The organism is Streptomyces sp. NPDC059828, from assembly GCF_042731955.1.
Lineage (GTDB): Bacteria > Actinomycetota > Actinomycetes > Streptomycetales > Streptomycetaceae > Streptomyces.
The window spans coordinates 23,851-40,240 of record NZ_JBHWIW010000063.1; the positions used below are offsets into that span (position 1 = coordinate 23,851).

Consider the following 16,390-nt stretch of genomic DNA (forward strand, 5'->3'; position numbering starts at 1 on the left):
TGGCCACGCATGCCCCCGGAGCCCGGAGCCCGGAGCCCGGAGCCCGGAGCCCGGAGCCCGGAGCCCGGAGCCCGGAGCCCGGAGCCCGGAGCCCGGAGCCCGGAGCCCGGGCCTGGCTCCAGGCGGGCAGCGGTTACCGTCGACCCATGCACGACCAGCCCCCCGCCCCCGGGCTCCCCGAGCCCCCCGAGCTCTTCACCTGGGAGTTCGCCACCGACCCCTATCCGGCCTATGCCTGGCTGCGGGAGCACGCGCCCGTGCACCGGACCCGGTTGCCGAGCGGGGTCGAGGCATGGCTGGTGACGCGGTACGCGGATGCGCGGCAGGCGCTCGCGGATCAGCGGCTCAGCAAGAATCCGGCGCATCATGACGAGCCGGCGCACGCCAAGGGGAAGACGGGAATTCCCGGTGAGCGCAAGGCGGAGCTGATGACGCATCTGCTGAACATCGATCCACCCGACCACACCCGGCTGCGCCGTCTGGTCTCGAAGGCATTCACCCCGCGCCGGGTCGCCGAGTTCGCCCCGCGTGTGCAGGAACTGACGGACCGGCTGATCGACGGCTTCGCGGAGCGGGGGAGCGCGGACCTGATCCATGAGTTCGCGTTTCCGCTCCCCATCTACGCCATCTGCGACCTGCTCGGGGTCCCGCGCGAGGACCAGGACGACTTCCGGGACTGGGCGGGGATGATGATCCGGCACGGCGGCGGTCCGCGTGGTGGGGTCGCGCGCTCGGTGAAGAAGATGCGGGGCTATCTCGCCGAGCTGATCCACCGCAAGCGGGAGGACCCCGGCGACGACCTGATCTCGGGGCTCATCAAGGCGTCCGACCACGGGGAGCACCTCACCGAGAACGAGGCCGCCGCCATGGCCTTCATCCTTCTCTTCGCCGGGTTCGAGACGACCGTCAACCTGATCGGCAACGGTATGTACGCGCTGCTGCGCCACCCAGGGCAGCGCGCACGCCTCCAGGACTCCCTCGCGGCGGGGGAGACCGGGCTGCTGGCCACCGGGGTCGAGGAACTCCTGCGCTTCGACGGGCCGGTGGAGCTGGCCACCTGGCGGTTCGCGACCGAGCCGCTGAGTATCGGGGGGCAGGACATCGCGGCCGGAGATCCCGTACTCGTCGTACTCGCCGCCGCCGACCGGGACCCCGACCGGTTCCCCGACCCCGATGTGCTCGACCTGGCCCGGACGGACAACCAGCACCTCGGGTACGGGCACGGCATCCACTACTGCCTCGGTGCGCCCCTCGCACGGCTGGAGGGGCAGACGGCGCTGGCGACCCTGCTGACCAGGCTGCCCGACTTGCGACTTGCGGTGGATAGTTCTGATTTGCGCTGGCGTGGGGGTTTGATCATGCGCGGATTGCGCACTCTGCCCGTCGAGTTCACTCCTCGTGAAATCTGACGACGGGTCAGTAACGTGACTTTCACGTGATCTCTCCTGCATCGACTTGTGACACTCATCGGGATGCCGTTAGGTTCACCGTCAACTCGGGACCCCGCGGTCCCCTGTCGTCACACGAAAGGCCCACGCATGCTCTCCGGGAATGGTCGACACCGGCGCCCCCGTCAGGCTCCTGCCCTCTTCGTCGCGGCAGGGGTGACGGGATCGGCCATCGCCATCCCGCTGCTCGGGGCGGGTGCCGCCTCCGCCGCCGACGCCGACACCTGGAACCGGGTCGCGAACTGCGAGAGCGGCGGAGTGTGGAGCGCCGACTACGGCAACGGTTACTACGGCGGGCTCCAGCTCTCCCAGGAGGACTGGGAGCAGCACGGTGGTACGGCCTACGCCCCCAGGCCCGACCTCGCGAGCCGTTCGCAGCAGATCACGGTCGCGGAGAAGGTCCTCGCCACGGAGGGCTCGTCGGCGTGGGAGAGCTGCGCCACGGTCACCGGGCTCGTCAAGAGCTCGACCGCGCCGCAGGTCGACCCGGGTGACCTGGGTGCGCAGGACCAGACGCTGGGCGACTCCGGCGACTCCGGCGAAGAGGCGGACCCGCCGACGTTCGGTGACGGCGCCGACGCCGTCACTCCGGAGCCGTCGGCCTCGGCACCGGCCTCTGCCTCGCCGACCTCACCCGACGCTTCCACGGACGCCTCGGAGTCCGCGGAGCCCCCGACCGGCGACGACGGCACCTCGGAGTCCGCCGACGCCTCCCAGGGGGAGAGCAGCGGCACCGGCAAGCATCGCGGCACTCCTGCCAATGAGGATGAGGCGGATGAGGCGGGCACGGCAGGCGAGGTGGACGAGGCGGGCAATTCGGACGATAAGCGTGAATACGGCGGCCATGCCTCACGAGGTGACGCATCGGCACGAGACGCCGCCGGTGCATCGGATGAGTACACCGTCCGCCCCGGCGACAGCCTCTCGACGATCGCCGACGCGCACGAGGTGCCCGGCGGCTGGCCCGCGCTCTACGAGGGGAACCGCCAGGTCGTCGGGATCGACGCCGATCTCATCCTGCCCGGCCAGAGTCTCGATCTCGCCCCCGAGCAGGAGTAGTTGGCGGGGGTGGTAAGGGAGCTTATGTCCGCTTCTGTGAAAGTGAGACATGAGTCTCTTCCGGTCAACTGACCCCGGATGGCCGCCAAGTGGGGCCATCTACCCTCTCACCTGCAAAAACGGACATCAGGCTCCGTCAGATATGGGCGATTTCTCCCCGATGTTCCTCCTTTGAACATCGGGGAGACGTGTGTTTACGGTCTGACCGCTCGCCATACGCGGGCCCCGTCGACCGTCACGCCGAATCCTGCCGTCGGTCGAAGGGAACAGCCGTCGCGTTCAAGCGCCGTAGGCAGGAGCGGGGGACCCAAGGTAAGTGCCGTGCCGGCCCGATGAGGGCCCGGAACGGCTTGGGGTGAAGCCGCGCGCAAAGCCGCGCGGCCGGGCAACTCGTCTTCCGGTTCCGTCGGACACCCGATCGACGGACAGGGGGACACCCCATCGGCCCGAACCCGACAGCTCACCTCGTAGGCGTCGGTGAGGGGATCACTTCATGCTGCTTTCCGGCAAGGGCAAGCGCCGCCGCCCGAACGCCCGCACTGCTCGTATCGCCGCCTACGCCGCCGGGGTCACCGGTGCCGCCATCGCCGCGCCGCTCATGATCTCGGGGACCGCCTCCGCGGCGACCTCCTCCGAGTGGGACGCCGTCGCCCAGTGCGAGTCCGGCGGCAACTGGTCGATCAACACCGGCAACGGCTACTACGGCGGCCTCCAGTTCTCGGCCTCCACCTGGGCCGCCTACGGCGGTACCGCCTTCGCCGCCACCGCCGACCAGGCCAGTAAGGGCGAGCAGATACAGATCGCCGAGAAGGTCCTGGCCGGCCAGGGCAAGGGCGCGTGGCCGAACTGCGGTGTGAGCCTGTCCAGCACCCCGTACAACGGCGGCACCGCCGAGGCCCCCAAGACCGAGCCCGCCAAGAAGCCGGCCGCGAAGCCCGCCGCCCCGAAGCGCGCCGAGGCCCCGACCACCCGCTCCCAGCGCTCCGCCGCCCCGGTCAAGAAGGGTGACGGCGAGTACAAGGTCAAGCCTGGTGACACCCTCAGCAAGATCGCCGAGGCGAAGAAGGTCAAGGGCGGCTGGAAGAAGCTGTTCGAGCTCAACAAGGACATCATCGGCAACGCCGATGTGATCCACCCCGGTCAGCTGCTCCACCTGCGCTGACCCACCCGGCAGAACCTCGGGGCCTCCTTCCGCTCAGGGGCCCCTGCCCAGGGACTCCCCCCACCGGGGACCCGTGAGGTGACACCCCTCGCGGCATCCCCGTCCCCCGGCAACCCCGGCCCGGCGCACCGCACCTCGCCGTGTCCGTACGCTCCCTTCCCCCCGTAGCGCTATGGACACGGCAGGTGCACCCGGGCCGGGGTTTCTGCTGGTTTGCCTCCCTTTTTCGTCCCACGGGCCGGGCACCGGCAGGCCGGGGCCCCCGGTCCGGATAGGCTCATGTCGCAAGGCCAAAGCGACCCTGCACCGACGCTGCGGCAGCGGCGTCACTCCTAGCGACACATCCCAGAAGGAGATGCTCGTGCCGTCCATCGACGTCGTCGTAGCCCGGGAAATCCTGGACTCCCGAGGCAATCCCACGGTCGAGGTCGAGGTCGGCCTCGACGATGGCAGCACCGGCCGTGCTGCTGTGCCCTCCGGTGCCTCCACCGGTGCGTTCGAGGCCATTGAGCTCCGTGACGGAGACCAGAACCGCTACATGGGCAAGGGCGTCGAGAAGGCCGTCCTCGCCGTGCTCGAGCAGATCGGCCCGGAGCTCGTCGGGTACGACGCCACCGAGCAGCGCCTGATCGACCAGGCGATGTTCGACCTCGACGCCACCGACAACAAGGCGTCGCTCGGCGCCAACGCCATCCTGGGCGTCTCGCTGGCCGTCGCCCACGCCGCGTCCGAGGCCTCCGACCTGCCGCTCTTCCGCTACCTGGGCGGTCCGAACGCGCACCTGCTCCCGGTGCCGATGATGAACATCCTGAACGGCGGCTCGCACGCCGACTCCAACGTGGACATCCAGGAGTTCATGATCGCCCCGATCGGAGCGGAGTCCTTCTCCGAGGCGCTGCGCTGGGGCACCGAGGTCTACCACACCCTGAAGAAGGTGCTGAAGGAGCGCGGTCTGTCCACCGGGCTCGGTGACGAGGGCGGCTTCGCCCCGAACCTGGACTCCAACCGCGAGGCCCTCGACCTGATCATCGAGGCCGTCAAGCAGGCCGGATACGCGCCCGGCAAGGACATCGCCCTCGCGCTCGACGTGGCCGCCTCCGAGTTCTACAAGGACGGCAAGTACCTCTTCGAGGGCAAGGAGCGCTCCGCCGCCGAGATGACCGAGTACTACGAGGAGCTCGTCTCCGCGTACCCGCTCGTGTCCATCGAGGACCCGCTGTTCGAGGACGACTGGGCGGGCTGGAAGGTCATCACCGACAAGCTCGGCACCAAGGTGCAGCTGGTCGGCGACGACCTGTTCGTCACCAACCCGGAGCGGCTCGCCCGCGGCATCGAGGAGGGCACCGCCAACGCCCTGCTGGTCAAGGTCAACCAGATCGGTTCGCTGACCGAGACCCTGGACGCCGTCGAGATGGCCCAGCGCAACGGCTTCAAGTGCATGATGTCGCACCGCTCCGGTGAGACCGAGGACGTCACCATCGCCGACCTGGCCGTCGCCACCAACTGCGGTCAGATCAAGACCGGCGCCCCGGCTCGCTCCGAGCGCGTCGCCAAGTACAACCAGCTGCTGCGCATCGAGGAGATCCTCGACGACGCCGCGGTGTACGCCGGCCGCAGCGCCTTCCCGCGCTTCAAGGGCTGACGCCGCTTACGGAAGTCCCTTCCGCACGTCCCCGCACACGGTCACGTACCGTGTGCGGGGACGTTGGCACGTACGGACCGCATCAACGGGGAGGGACGCACATGGCCCGGGACCGGTTCTCCACCGCGACCCGGCTGCGGCTGCTCGGCGAGCAGACCGCCGCCCGGGTCTACCGCTCGCAGAACCGCCGCCAGGCCCGCCGCTCCCGGCTCACCGGGCGTGCCGCCTTCCTCGCGCTGGTGGTCTGCTCGATGATCGTCGCCCTCGCCTATCCGACCCGGCAGTACGTGTCCCAGCGCAATGACATCGCCGAGCAGAAGCGGCTCGCCGACGAGGCCCGCGAGCGGGTGGAACGGCTGCGGGACGAGAAGGCGCGGCTCCAGGACGACGCGTACATCAAGCGGCTGGCCCGCGAGCATCTGCACATGGTCATGCCGGGCGAGACCGGTTACACGATGGTCGACCCCAGGGCGGGGCAGCAGCCGCGCGACGAGGAGGGCGGCGCCGGCCGCCCCTGGTACTCGAACGTCTGGGACGACGTCGACCACGCCGACGCGGGACGCTAGACGCAGTTACGTACACACGACCACGTGCACACGACTACGTACACACGACACGAACGACGAAGAGACAGACGCACCCATGGACACGCCTCCGCCCAGCACCGAGCACACCCCGCCCACCGAGGCCGACATCGCCGCGTTCCGCGAGCAGCTCGGCCGCCCCCCGCGCGGTCTGCGTGCCATCGCGCACCGCTGCCCCTGCGGCAACCCCGACGTGGTCGAGACGGCCCCGCGTCTCGAGGACGGCACGCCGTTCCCGACGCTCTACTACCTGACCTGTCCTCGCGCGGCCTCGGCGATCGGCACGCTGGAGGCGAACGGCGTGATGAAGGAGATGTCCGAGCGCCTGGCCACCGACCCGGAGCTGGCCGCCGCCTACCGCGCGGCGCATGAGGACTACATCGCGCGCCGGGACGCCATCGAGGAGCTGAAGGGCTTCCCCAGCGCGGGCGGTATGCCGGACCGGGTGAAGTGCCTGCATGTGCTGGTCGGCCACTCCCTGGCAGCGGGCCCGGGTGTGAACCCGCTCGGCGACGAGGCGATCGCGATGCTCCCGGAGTGGTGGGCGAAGGGCCCCTGCGTCACCCCGTGCGTGGACGGCGGCGACGGGACTCCCGGGGAGAGCGCGTGACCCGCGTCGCCGCAGTCGACTGCGGCACCAACTCCATCCGGCTGCTCGTCGCCGACGCCGACCCGACGACCGGCGAACTGGTGGAGCTCGACCGCCGGATGACCATCGTGCGCCTGGGCCAGGGCGTGGACCGCACGGGACGGCTCGCCCCCGAGGCGCTGGAGCGTACGTTCGCCGCCTGCCGTGAGTACGCCGGGGTCATCGAGGCTCACGGCGTCGCCAAGGTGCGCTTCGTGGCCACCTCCGCCTCCCGCGACGCCGAGAACCGCGAGGACTTCGTGCGTGGCGTCGTCGAGATCCTCGGGGTCGAGCCCGAGGTGATCAGCGGGGACCAGGAGGCCGAGTTCTCCTTCGTCGGGGCCACCAAGGAGCTGGCGGGCCACGAGGAGCGCCTGGTCGTGGACATCGGCGGTGGCTCGACCGAGTTCGTCGTCGGCCGCGCCCATGTCGAGGCCGCCCGCTCCGTGGACATCGGCTGCGTACGCCTGACCGAGCGCCATGTCCGCAACGACCCTCCTACCGCGGCCGAGACCGCCGCCATACGCGCCGACATCGAGGCCGCGCTGGACCTCGCCGAACAGACGGTGCCCATCCGCGAGGCACGTACCCTGGTGGGCCTGGCCGGCTCGGTCACCACGGTCGCCGCGATCGCGCTCGGGCTCGAGGAGTACGACCCCGCCGCCATCCACCACTCCCGTATCTCCCGCGCCCAGGTCGCCGACGTGACCCAGGCGCTGCTCACCGCCACACACGACGAGCGCGCCGCGAACCCGGTGATCCACCCCGGGCGAGTGGACGTGATCACTGCCGGGGCGCTCGTCCTGCTGGCGATCATGGAGCGCACGGGGATCGACGAGGTCGTGGTGAGCGAGCACGACATTCTGGATGGAATCGGCTGGTCGATCGCCTGAGGCGGTCGCTGCCCGAGGACGCTGCCCGGCGGGCGGGCTGCCCGCCGGGCGCCGCCGGGGCCGGGGGCCGAGCCGCGGCGTCAGGGCGCTCGGCGCATGGAGGGACCGCATGCGTCGCCCCGCGTGGGGCGGGCTGGAACGGGGCTGGAGTCGGGCTCGGACCCCCTGCGGTCGGGCTTCGGGAAAACCTTCGTGAAGTTCTTCACAAGGAAAAGCCTCTGCGCGGCCGTCGAAAGTGCCCCCTGGCGGCCCCGTGGGCCTGTTTTTCTGCCCAACTCCGCGCACCTGTCCACGATCCGACATGCCCGTGCTGCCTGACGATCATGGAAGGCAAGGTCGTGGTGCACCTTCCTCGAAGACCGTGGGCGCAGCTCAGAGGGGTCGGGCAACGTTCCCCGGTACCTCGTGGTTCCCTGACCTCGCCATGACCTCCGTCACGTGGGCGGCGGAGTGTAGCAGAGGGTCGGTGCATGCTTGTGAAGGGGCTCACGAGCGACCCCCTCATGGGGGGTGGATACTCGATGGCATGAGCACCACGGAGCGTCCCAGGATCCTCGTAGTAGGCGGTGGGTACGTAGGCCTGTACGCAGCTCGTCGCATTCTGAAGAAGATGCGGTACGGGGAGGCGACCGTCACGGTCGTCGACCCGCGGTCGTACATGACGTACCAGCCCTTCCTCCCCGAAGCCGCCGCCGGCAGCATCTCGCCGCGGCACGTCGTCGTCCCGCTGCGACGCGTGCTGCCCAAGGCCGAGGTACTCACCGGCCGGGTCACCACCATCGACCAGGACCGCAAGGTCGCCACGGTCGCGCCGCTCGTGGGCGAGGCCTACGAGCTGCCGTTCGACTACCTGGTGATCGCGCTCGGTGCGGTCTCCCGGACCTTCCCCATACCCGGGCTCGCCGAGCAGGGCATAGGCATGAAGGGCGTCGAGGAGGCCATCGGCCTGCGCAACCACGTCCTCGAGCAGCTCGACAAGGCCGACTCCACCACGGACGAGGACGTCCGCCGCAAGGCGCTGACCTTCGTCTTCGTGGGCGGTGGCTTCGCCGGTGCCGAGACCATCGGTGAGATCGAGGACCTGGCCCGTGACGCGGTCAAGTACTACCGGAGCATCAAGCGCGAGGACATGCGCTTCATCCTCGTCGACGCCGCCGACAAGATCCTTCCCGAGGTCGGGCCCAAGCTCGGCAAGTACGGCAGGGAGCACCTTGAGGGCCGGGGTATCGAGATCTACCTCAACACCTCGATGGACTCCTGCGTCGACGGCCACGTGGTGCTGAAGAACGGCCTGGAGGCCGACTCCAACACCATCGTGTGGACCGCCGGCGTGAAGCCGAACCCGGCGCTGGCCCGATTCGGCCTGCCGCTCGGCCCGCGTGGTCACGTGGACACCGCGCCGACCCTCCAGGTGCAGGGCACCGACTACATCTGGGCCGCCGGTGACAACGCCCAGGTCCCGGACCTCGCCTCGCGCAAGGCCGGTGTCGAGAACGCCTGGTGCCCGCCGAACGCCCAGCACGCCCTGCGTCAGGCGAAGGCCCTCGGCGACAACGTCATCTCCGGTATGCGGGGCTTCCCGCAGAAGGAGTACAGCCACGCCAACAAGGGTGCGGTCGCCGGTCTCGGCCTGCACAAGGGCGTTGCGATGATCGTCATGGGCAAGATGAAGATCAAGCTCAAGGGCCGTCTCGCCTGGTACATGCACCGTGGTTACCACGGTCTGGCGATGCCGACCTGGAACCGCAAGATCCGGATCTTCGCCGACTGGACGCTCGCGATGTTCCTCAAGCGCGAGGTCGTCTCGCTCGGCGCCATCGAGACTCCCCGCGAGGAGTTCTACGAGGCCGCCAAGCCCGCTCCGGCCCCTGCTGCCGCCGCTGCGGCCCCGCAGAAGGCCAAGGCGTCCTGACGACTTGACGTCCTGAACGCTTGCACGAACCCGAAGGGGCCGTCCGCCATCCGTGGTGCGGACGGCCCCTTCGGCGTTCCCGTCCGGGGCGTTCCTGTGCTGCCGTTGGCCGAAACGCCGTCCATTTGCGCGCTCAGGGGACTGCGCCAACGCGCCGAGGGTGTTTACGTGGTGTTGGGCATTTCCGGAAACCGTCATCACGGAGGTGTGCGCCATGGCCGATGCCGCTTCGCGGCTCACCACTCTTGCCGAGAACCTGCTGGGGGCACCGCCCTCGGTCCGTATCCGCGCCTGGGACGGAAGCGAGGCGGGACCTGCCGATGCCCCGGTCCTCGTGCTCCGGCACCCGCGCGCCCTGCGCAGACTCATCTGGAAACCCGGTGAACTGGGCCTGGCCAGGGGCTGGGTGGCCGGGGAGATCGATGTGGAAGGGGATCTGTACGAGGCCCTGAACCAGCTCTCCGGGCTGATCTGGGAGCGCTCCAAGCGGTCCCGCCGGTCCGATCAGTCCCGCCTGCCCGATCAGCCCCACCGCTCCGAGCCGTCCGAGCAGTCCGACCGGTCCGCACAACGCCGGGCCCAGCCGCTGCGCGACCCACGGCTGGCCGCCGCCGTCGCGGAACTGTGGCGGCTGGCCGGTCCCCGGGCCTGGCTGCCGCCGCCACCACCGGCCGAGGAGGTACGCCGGCGCAGCGGCCCGTTGCACACCAGGAGCCGCGACCGGCAGGCGATCAGCCACCACTACGACGTGGGCAACGACTTCTACGAACGTGTCCTCGGCCCTTCGATGGTCTACTCCTGCGCCTACTGGAGCGACGGCGGCACCCTTGAGGAGGCCCAGCGCGACAAACTCGACCTGATCTGCCGCAAGCTGGCGCTGAAGGAGGGTGAGCGGCTGCTGGACGTGGGTTGCGGCTGGGGCTCGATGGCGATCCACGCGGCCAGGGAGTACGGCGTCCGGGTCACCGGGGTCACGCTCTCGCGGGAGCAGGCCGCGTACGCCCGCAAACGCGTCGCCCAGGAGGGGCTGACGGACCGTGTCGACATCCGCGTCCAGGACTACCGGGACGTCAAGGACGGTCCGTACGACGCGATCTCGTCGATCGGCATGGCCGAGCACGTCGGCTCCGCACAGTACCGGGAGTACGCGGATGTGCTGTACGGGCTGCTCAAGCCCGGCGGACGGCTGCTGAACCACCAGATCGCCCGTCGTCCCGAGGAGGACGAAGCGGCGTACCAGGTGGACGACTTCATCGACGCGTACGTCTTCCCCGACGGGGAGCTCGCGCCGCTCGGCGGCACCCTGTCGATCCTGGAAGAGGCCGGTTTCGAGGCCAGGGACGTGGAGTCGATCCGCGAGCACTACGCCCGCACCCTGCGGGTCTGGGTGGCCAATCTGGAGTCCGCCTGGCCGGACGCGGTACGGCTCACCTCGCCTGGGCGGGCGCGGATCTGGCGGCTCTACATGGCCGCGTGTGCGCTGGCCTTCGAGCACAACAGGATCGGGGTCAACCAGATCCTCGTGGTGAAGACCCCCGAGGGCGGCGCTTCCGGGCTTCCGCTGCGGGCCCGTGAGTGGACGGAGACGCCGGAGGGCTGAGCGTATGCGCGAGGGCCGGGCCTCCCGTGGGGGAGGCCCGGCCCTCGGCGCATCCATGAGCGACCGGGTTCCGCTCGGGGTTCTACTCGGTCTTGATGGCGTTCAGCATGTTCAGCCTTGCGGCGCTGCGTGCGGGCCAGAGCGAGGCGAGCACACCGACCAGTCCGGCGAGCGCCAGGAAGATCGCGATCCGGTCCCAGGGCAGCACCAGCTCGTAGCCGGGAATCTTGTCCGCGATGGTCTCGCCGATGGCCCAGCCGAGGAAGGAGCCGAGCACGATGCCGACCGTCGCACCGAAGAGCGAGATGACCACGGCTTCCAGGCGGACCATGCGCTTGACCCTGCGGCGGTCGAGACCGATCGCACGCAGCATGCCGATCTCCTGCTGGCGTTCGAAGACGGACATCGCCAGCGTGTTGACCACACCGAGCACCGCGATGATCAGCGCCATCGCCAGCAGACCGTAGAGGATGTTCAGCATGACGTTGATCTCGCCGCCGAACTGGTCGCGGATGTCCTGCTGATCCATCACCTTGATCGCGGGGTTGCCGCCCAGCGCGTCGATCAGGGCCTTCTCGTTCGCCGCGGACTCACCGCCGTCCATCTTCACGAAGATGTTCGGGATGTACGGCTTGGCCTCGTGGGCGTTCGCGATCTTCGTGTCGATGAGGACACCGGAGAGGAAGTCGCTGCCCTTGTAGACGGCACCGACCTTCAGGGTCCCCTTCTTCTTGTCGTTGAAGGTGACCGCGACGCTGTCGCCGACCTTCCAGCCCCGCTCCTTGGCCGTGTCCTCGGGGACCGCGATCTGGCCCTGCGCAAGGGTGGCCAGGCTGCCGTTGACGACCGGGACGTTCAGGACCTTGTCGATACCGCCGGGCGTGACGCCCGTGGCCAACTCGTAGTCCTGGCTCTTGGCGTTCCCGACCTGGAACGGGAAGTCCTGCTCCGGCGAGACCGCCGAGACACCCGGGGCCTTCTCCAGCGCGTCCAGCGCGGACCGGTCCAGACCCCCGGCGCCGGCCATCATGACCATGTAGTCGGCCCTGATGTTGTCCGTGGTCGTCTTCGCGATGGCCTCGCCGACCGTGACACCCAGCACCGAAAGACCGGTCACCAGAGTGAGCCCGATCGCCAGCGCCGAGGCCGTGGCGCCGGTGCGGCGCGGGTTGCGGACCGCGTTCTGCCCGGCCAGCTTGCCGGCCACCCCGAAGGCGCCGATGAGCAGCGGCCGTACGAGTGCGATGACGGGCCGGGCCAGCATCGGGATGAGGACGATCACACCGAGCAGGGCGAGGAACGCGCCCCCGGCGATCATCATCCGGCCCGTCTCGCCCTCGGCGGCCGCGCCCCCCAGGATGAGGGCGGAGCCGCCCGCGGTGAGGACGGATCCGAGGGAGTTGCGCAGCACCAGGGACTTGGCGGTGGCCACGGCGTGGACGCTGTTCATCGCCGCCACCGGCGGGATCTTGGCTGCCCGGCGGCCGGGCAGCCAGGCCGCGAGCATGGTGATCAGGACGCCGACGGAGAGTGCGGCGATGACCGGGGACGCCCCGATGACCAGGGGTCCGGCCGGGACCTTCATGTCGAAGGCGGCCATGCCGGAGCGCAGTCCGACGGCCAGACCGATACCGATCAGGAACCCGACCGCGGCGGCGGCGAGACCGACCAGGGCGGCTTCCACCAGCACCGAGCGGGTGATCTGCTTGCGGGAGGCGCCGACGGCCCGCATCAGCGCGATCTCCTTGGTGCGCTGGGCGACCAGCATCGTGAAGGTGTTGGAGATCAGGAAGATGCCGACGAACAGGGCGATGGCGGCGAAGCCGAGCAGGATCTGCTTCAGGACGCTCATGCCCTCCTCGATCTGCTCCGCCTGCTTCTGGGCGAGGTCCTGCCCGGTGCTGGCCTCGGCCGATTCCGGCAGCAGCGGCGTGAGGGCCTTCAGGATCGCGGCGTCGTCGGCGCCCGGTGCAGCGGTGACGGTGACGTCGGTGAAGAAGCCGGGCTTGAGGTACTGCTTCTGAGCGAGTCCGGTGTCGAAGAGCACGAGGCTGCCGCCGGCGTTCACGGCTCCGTCCTGGGTCGTGAAGACACCGCTCAGGGTGTAGTCCTTCGCCGGCCCGTTGGTCGCGACGCGTACCTTGTCGCCGACCTTGAACTTGCCCTTGTCCACGGACTCCTTGTCCAGGGCGATCTGGCTGTCCTTCACCGGACCCGAGCCGTCGGTGAAGGTGTAGGCGGGGTCCTTGCCGTCCTTGCCGGGGGCGAAGTTGGATCCCTTGTTGGACCAGCCGGCACCGATCAGCTTGCCGTCGGATCCGGCGACACCGGCGAAGCCGCTGACGCGGCCGTACGCGGCGGCGACGCCGTCCAGCTCGCCGATCCGGTCGAGGTGCTTCTGGGAGATGCCGGACGCGTCGGCGTCGTTCGGGTCGGCGAACGAGGTGACCGCGACGGCGACGTTGTCGTAGCTCTTGGCCGACTGGTTGCGGAAGGCGTTGGAGAGGGTGTCGGCGAAGACCAGGGTGCCGGAGACGAAGGCCACGCCGAGCATCACGGCGAGCACAGTCATCAGCAGCCTGGCCTTGTGCGCGAGCACATTGCGCAAGGCGGTACGGAACATGGTGGTGGTCAGTCCTGAGGTGAGGGCCGGAGGTGTCGGATGCGGCAGCGGGTACGGGTCAGCTGGTCCGGCCCTTGGCGTCGAACGCCTTCATCCGGTCGAGCACGCCGTCGGCGGTCGGGGCGAGCATCTCGTCCACGATCCGGCCGTCGGCGAGGAAGATCACGCGGTCCGCGTACGACGCAGCGACCGGGTCGTGCGTCACCATGACCACCGTCTGTCCCAGCTCCCGCACCGAGTTGCGCAGAAAGCCCAGCACCTCGGCGCCGGAGCGCGAGTCCAGGTTTCCGGTCGGCTCGTCACCGAAGATGATCTCGGGCCGGGAGGCCAGGGCACGGGCCACCGCGACGCGCTGCTGCTGGCCGCCGGAGAGCTGCGCGGGGCGGTGGCTGAGCCGCCCGGACAGCCCGATCAGGTCGATGACCTGCTGGAGCCACTGCTTGTCCGGCTTGCGTCCCGCGATGTCCATCGGAAGCGTGATGTTCTCCAGCGCGGTCAGGGTCGGCAGCAGGTTGAACGCCTGGAAGATGAAGCCGATCTTGTCCCGGCGGAGCTGGGTGAGCTGCTTGTCCTTGAGCGAGCCGAGCTCGGTCTCGCCGATGCGCGCCGACCCGCCGCTGAAACTGTCGAGCCCGGCGACGCAGTGCATCAGGGTGGACTTGCCGGACCCCGACGGGCCCATGATGGCGGTGAACTCACCCTGCCTGAAGTCCACGGTGACCTGGTCGAGGGCGACCACCTGGGTCTCGCCCTGTCCGTAGACCTTGGACAGATCCATGGCACGGGCGGCTACCGCGGTGGTGCGGTAGGCAGTGGGGGTGGTGGTCACGAGTCGACTCTCCTGTCACGTTCACGCTGCTCTTCGGGGACCACCCCATCGTGCTGTGCGACACCGGCCCGGATCGTCCGTCCCGATGCCCGTTCCTGAGGCCCTCTCGGGTCTGACCCGGCGCTCCGGCCGTAGTCCTCGGGTATGACGGTGACCCCTGAGCGGGACTACGGGTCAGGCGCGGACCCGGCCGCGGAACCGGCTCCGCACACGGTGCAGATGGAACCCGAGCGCAGTCGGACGACGACTTTCCGTCATTTCGCCGGAGCGGCGATCGGCGGTCAAATGCCGGGCGAGAGCTAGCGCAAACTGCCGAATACCCGTACTGACGCACCCTCAGGCGCCAATAAAATCAGACAACATCGAGTCGGCGTACCGCTGTTCGGGGGAGTCGTCCGGATAGGCTCGTGAGCCAGCACGGAGCCGCGTGCAGGGCCCGGATGGTGGAATGCAGACACGGCGAGCTTAAACCTCGCTGGCCTTCGGGCCGTGCCGGTTCAAGTCCGGCTCCGGGCACCATGTGCTACGAGGCGTGTGACCTCCGTATCCGACCGGCTCCGCTCCCTGCGGCCCCCTGCCCGCGGCGGGCGACCGAGCCGCTGGCACTCCCGCACCTCACCGCGTGGACAATGGCATGTTCATATGCATGGTTCTGACGGTGATCAACGGGATGACGGGAGAGGCGCGTGAAAGCTGCCACGGTCGCGATGGTGACGAGCGGGATCGGCATGCTCGTGGACACCGATCTCCGGCTCATCGTGGAGGCGTTGCGCAGCGAGGGTCTGACGGCCGAACCGGTGCCCTGGGACGCGGAGCCGGCCGTGTGGGAGAAGTTCGACCTGGCCGTCATCCGGTCGACCTGGGACTACGCGGAACGCATCGACGAGTTCCTGGCCTGGGCCGACTCGACCGCGCGGAGCACTCAGCTGTGCAATCCGGCCGAAGTGATCCGCTGGAACAGCGACAAGCGCTACCTGCTGGACCTCGCCGCACACGGGGTACCCGTCGTGCCCACGCGCTTCATCGAGCCGGGTGAGCAGTGCGGCGAGGGAGACTTCCGGAGCGGCGGCGCCGTGGTGGTCAAACCCGCCGTCTCCGCCGGTGCCGCGGATACCGCACGCTACGAACCCGGACAGTACGCCGACGCCCTGCGCCATGCGCGCAGCCTGCTGGACCGGGGCCGCGTCGTGATGGTCCAGCCGTATCTGCCTCTTGTGGCGGAGGGGGAGCGCGCACTGGTCTTCTTCTCGGGCACCTTCAGCCACGCGGTCCGCAAAGGCCCGGTCCTCACCGAGCCCGGAGTGATCGACAACGACCGGGTCCCCCACCCCGACCTCGTCCCGTACCAGCCGACCGACGAGGAGCTCGGCACCGCGACGGCGGCCCTGGCGGCGGTGCCGTCCCCGGATACCCCCCTGTTCGCACGGGTGGACCTGGCGCTGGACGACACCAGAAGCCCCGTGGTCATGGAACTGGAGCTCATCGAGCCGAACCTGTTCCTCCAGGAGCATCCGCAAGGGCTGGAGCGCTTCGCCGGCGCTGTGGCGACCGAGCTGCGGCGCGCCTCCTCGTAGCCACCGGCCGAGGGCCGGCCCGTCGCCATGGACGGACCGGCCCTCGGGACCGCGTCAGAAGCCGGTCGCGGGCGGTGCTACCACCACACGACGAGGTAGCCCGCCCCGCCCGCGCCGCCGGCCCCGCCGTCCGTGCCGGCGGCGCCTGCCGCGCCGCCGTCACCGCCGTCGCCACCCTCGCCGCTGTTGGACGGCGGGTCGACGATGCCGTCCGCGGTGTCTCCACCCGCGCCTCCGGCCCCGCCGTCCGTGCCGGTGGCGCCCGCTTCGCCGTCGTCACCGATCCGGACCACGCTGGCACCGGCGCACGCCGCGCTGCCTCCGGCGGCGCCCGATCCGGCGGTACCACCGACGGCGGTACCGCCACCGCCCCCGCCGCCGCCCCCGCCACCAGCGGCGTTCACCAGCACGCCGCTGTTGCTGAAGGTCGTTCCGT

The 16,390-nt window shown here is 69.7% G+C and carries 12 protein-coding genes, 1 tRNA gene, 1 pseudogene and 1 riboswitch; of the genes and pseudogenes, 11 read left to right on the top strand and 3 right to left on the bottom strand.

Annotated features, from left to right (window positions below; genetic code table 11):
- The first annotated feature begins 146 nt into the window (after positions 1-146).
- The 9 genes from ACFV6V_RS28380 (at position 147) to ACFV6V_RS28420 (ending at position 10,928) form a co-directional block, all read left to right on the top strand.
- Positions 147-1,409 (top strand): cytochrome P450, encoded by a 1,263-nt coding sequence (locus tag ACFV6V_RS28380; protein WP_385570500.1) that lies wholly within the window; start codon positions 147-149, stop codon positions 1,407-1,409.
- A 129-nt stretch (positions 1,410-1,538) separates the two neighbouring features.
- Positions 1,539-2,507, top strand: coding sequence for a transglycosylase family protein (locus ACFV6V_RS28385; protein WP_385570503.1), 969 nt, complete (start codon positions 1,539-1,541; stop codon positions 2,505-2,507).
- A gap of 274 nt (positions 2,508-2,781) precedes the next feature.
- A riboswitch (cyclic di-AMP (ydaO/yuaA leader) is annotated at positions 2,782-2,996 on the top strand.
- Between the two features lie 4 nt (positions 2,997-3,000).
- Positions 3,001-3,669 carry a transglycosylase family protein gene (locus ACFV6V_RS28390; RefSeq protein ID WP_385570506.1) on the top strand — a complete coding sequence of 223 codons (669 nt, stop codon included), beginning with the start codon at positions 3,001-3,003 and terminating at the stop codon, positions 3,667-3,669.
- A 355-nt stretch (positions 3,670-4,024) separates the two neighbouring features.
- Positions 4,025-5,311, top strand: coding sequence for a phosphopyruvate hydratase (gene eno, locus ACFV6V_RS28395; RefSeq protein WP_385570508.1), 1,287 nt, complete (start codon positions 4,025-4,027; stop codon positions 5,309-5,311).
- Between the two features lie 101 nt (positions 5,312-5,412).
- The gene (locus ACFV6V_RS28400; RefSeq protein WP_385570511.1) at positions 5,413-5,877 is read left to right on the top strand and encodes a septum formation initiator family protein; all 465 of its coding nucleotides are present in this window, start codon (positions 5,413-5,415) and stop codon (positions 5,875-5,877) included.
- A 76-nt stretch (positions 5,878-5,953) separates the two neighbouring features.
- Positions 5,954-6,505, top strand: coding sequence for a DUF501 domain-containing protein (locus tag ACFV6V_RS28405; protein ID WP_385570514.1), 552 nt, complete (start codon positions 5,954-5,956; stop codon positions 6,503-6,505).
- Positions 6,502-7,416 carry an exopolyphosphatase gene (locus ACFV6V_RS28410; protein ID WP_385570517.1) on the top strand — a complete coding sequence of 305 codons (915 nt, stop codon included), beginning with the start codon at positions 6,502-6,504 and terminating at the stop codon, positions 7,414-7,416. Before ACFV6V_RS28405 ends, ACFV6V_RS28410 begins: the two co-directional genes overlap by 4 nt.
- A 526-nt stretch (positions 7,417-7,942) precedes the next feature.
- On the top strand, positions 7,943-9,328 hold the full coding sequence (locus ACFV6V_RS28415) for an NAD(P)/FAD-dependent oxidoreductase (RefSeq protein ID WP_385570519.1): 1,386 nt from the start codon (positions 7,943-7,945) through the stop codon (positions 9,326-9,328).
- Between the two features lie 214 nt (positions 9,329-9,542).
- Positions 9,543-10,928 (top strand): class I SAM-dependent methyltransferase, encoded by a 1,386-nt coding sequence (locus ACFV6V_RS28420; RefSeq protein ID WP_385570522.1) that lies wholly within the window; start codon positions 9,543-9,545, stop codon positions 10,926-10,928.
- A gap of 82 nt (positions 10,929-11,010) precedes the next feature.
- On the opposite strand, the gene ACFV6V_RS28425 is transcribed toward ACFV6V_RS28420, so the two are convergent.
- Entirely contained in the window at positions 11,011-13,551 is a 2,541-nt protein-coding gene (locus tag ACFV6V_RS28425) for an ABC transporter permease (protein WP_385570524.1), read from the bottom strand.
- A 58-nt stretch (positions 13,552-13,609) separates the two neighbouring features.
- The gene (locus ACFV6V_RS28430; protein ID WP_385570526.1) at positions 13,610-14,380 is read right to left on the bottom strand and encodes an ABC transporter ATP-binding protein; all 771 of its coding nucleotides are present in this window, start codon (positions 14,378-14,380) and stop codon (positions 13,610-13,612) included.
- Between the two features lie 434 nt (positions 14,381-14,814).
- Here ACFV6V_RS28430 and ACFV6V_RS28435 point away from each other — a divergent pair.
- Positions 14,815-14,899 (top strand) — tRNA-Leu (locus ACFV6V_RS28435).
- A 167-nt stretch (positions 14,900-15,066) separates the two neighbouring features.
- A complete protein-coding gene (locus ACFV6V_RS28440; protein ID WP_385570528.1) occupies positions 15,067-15,954 on the top strand; it encodes a RimK family alpha-L-glutamate ligase in 888 nt (295 codons plus the stop codon).
- A 77-nt stretch (positions 15,955-16,031) separates the two neighbouring features.
- On the opposite strand, the pseudogene ACFV6V_RS28445 reads toward ACFV6V_RS28440, so the two are convergent.
- Positions 16,032-16,390: pseudogene (locus ACFV6V_RS28445) on the bottom strand (hypothetical protein); the annotation flags it as partial.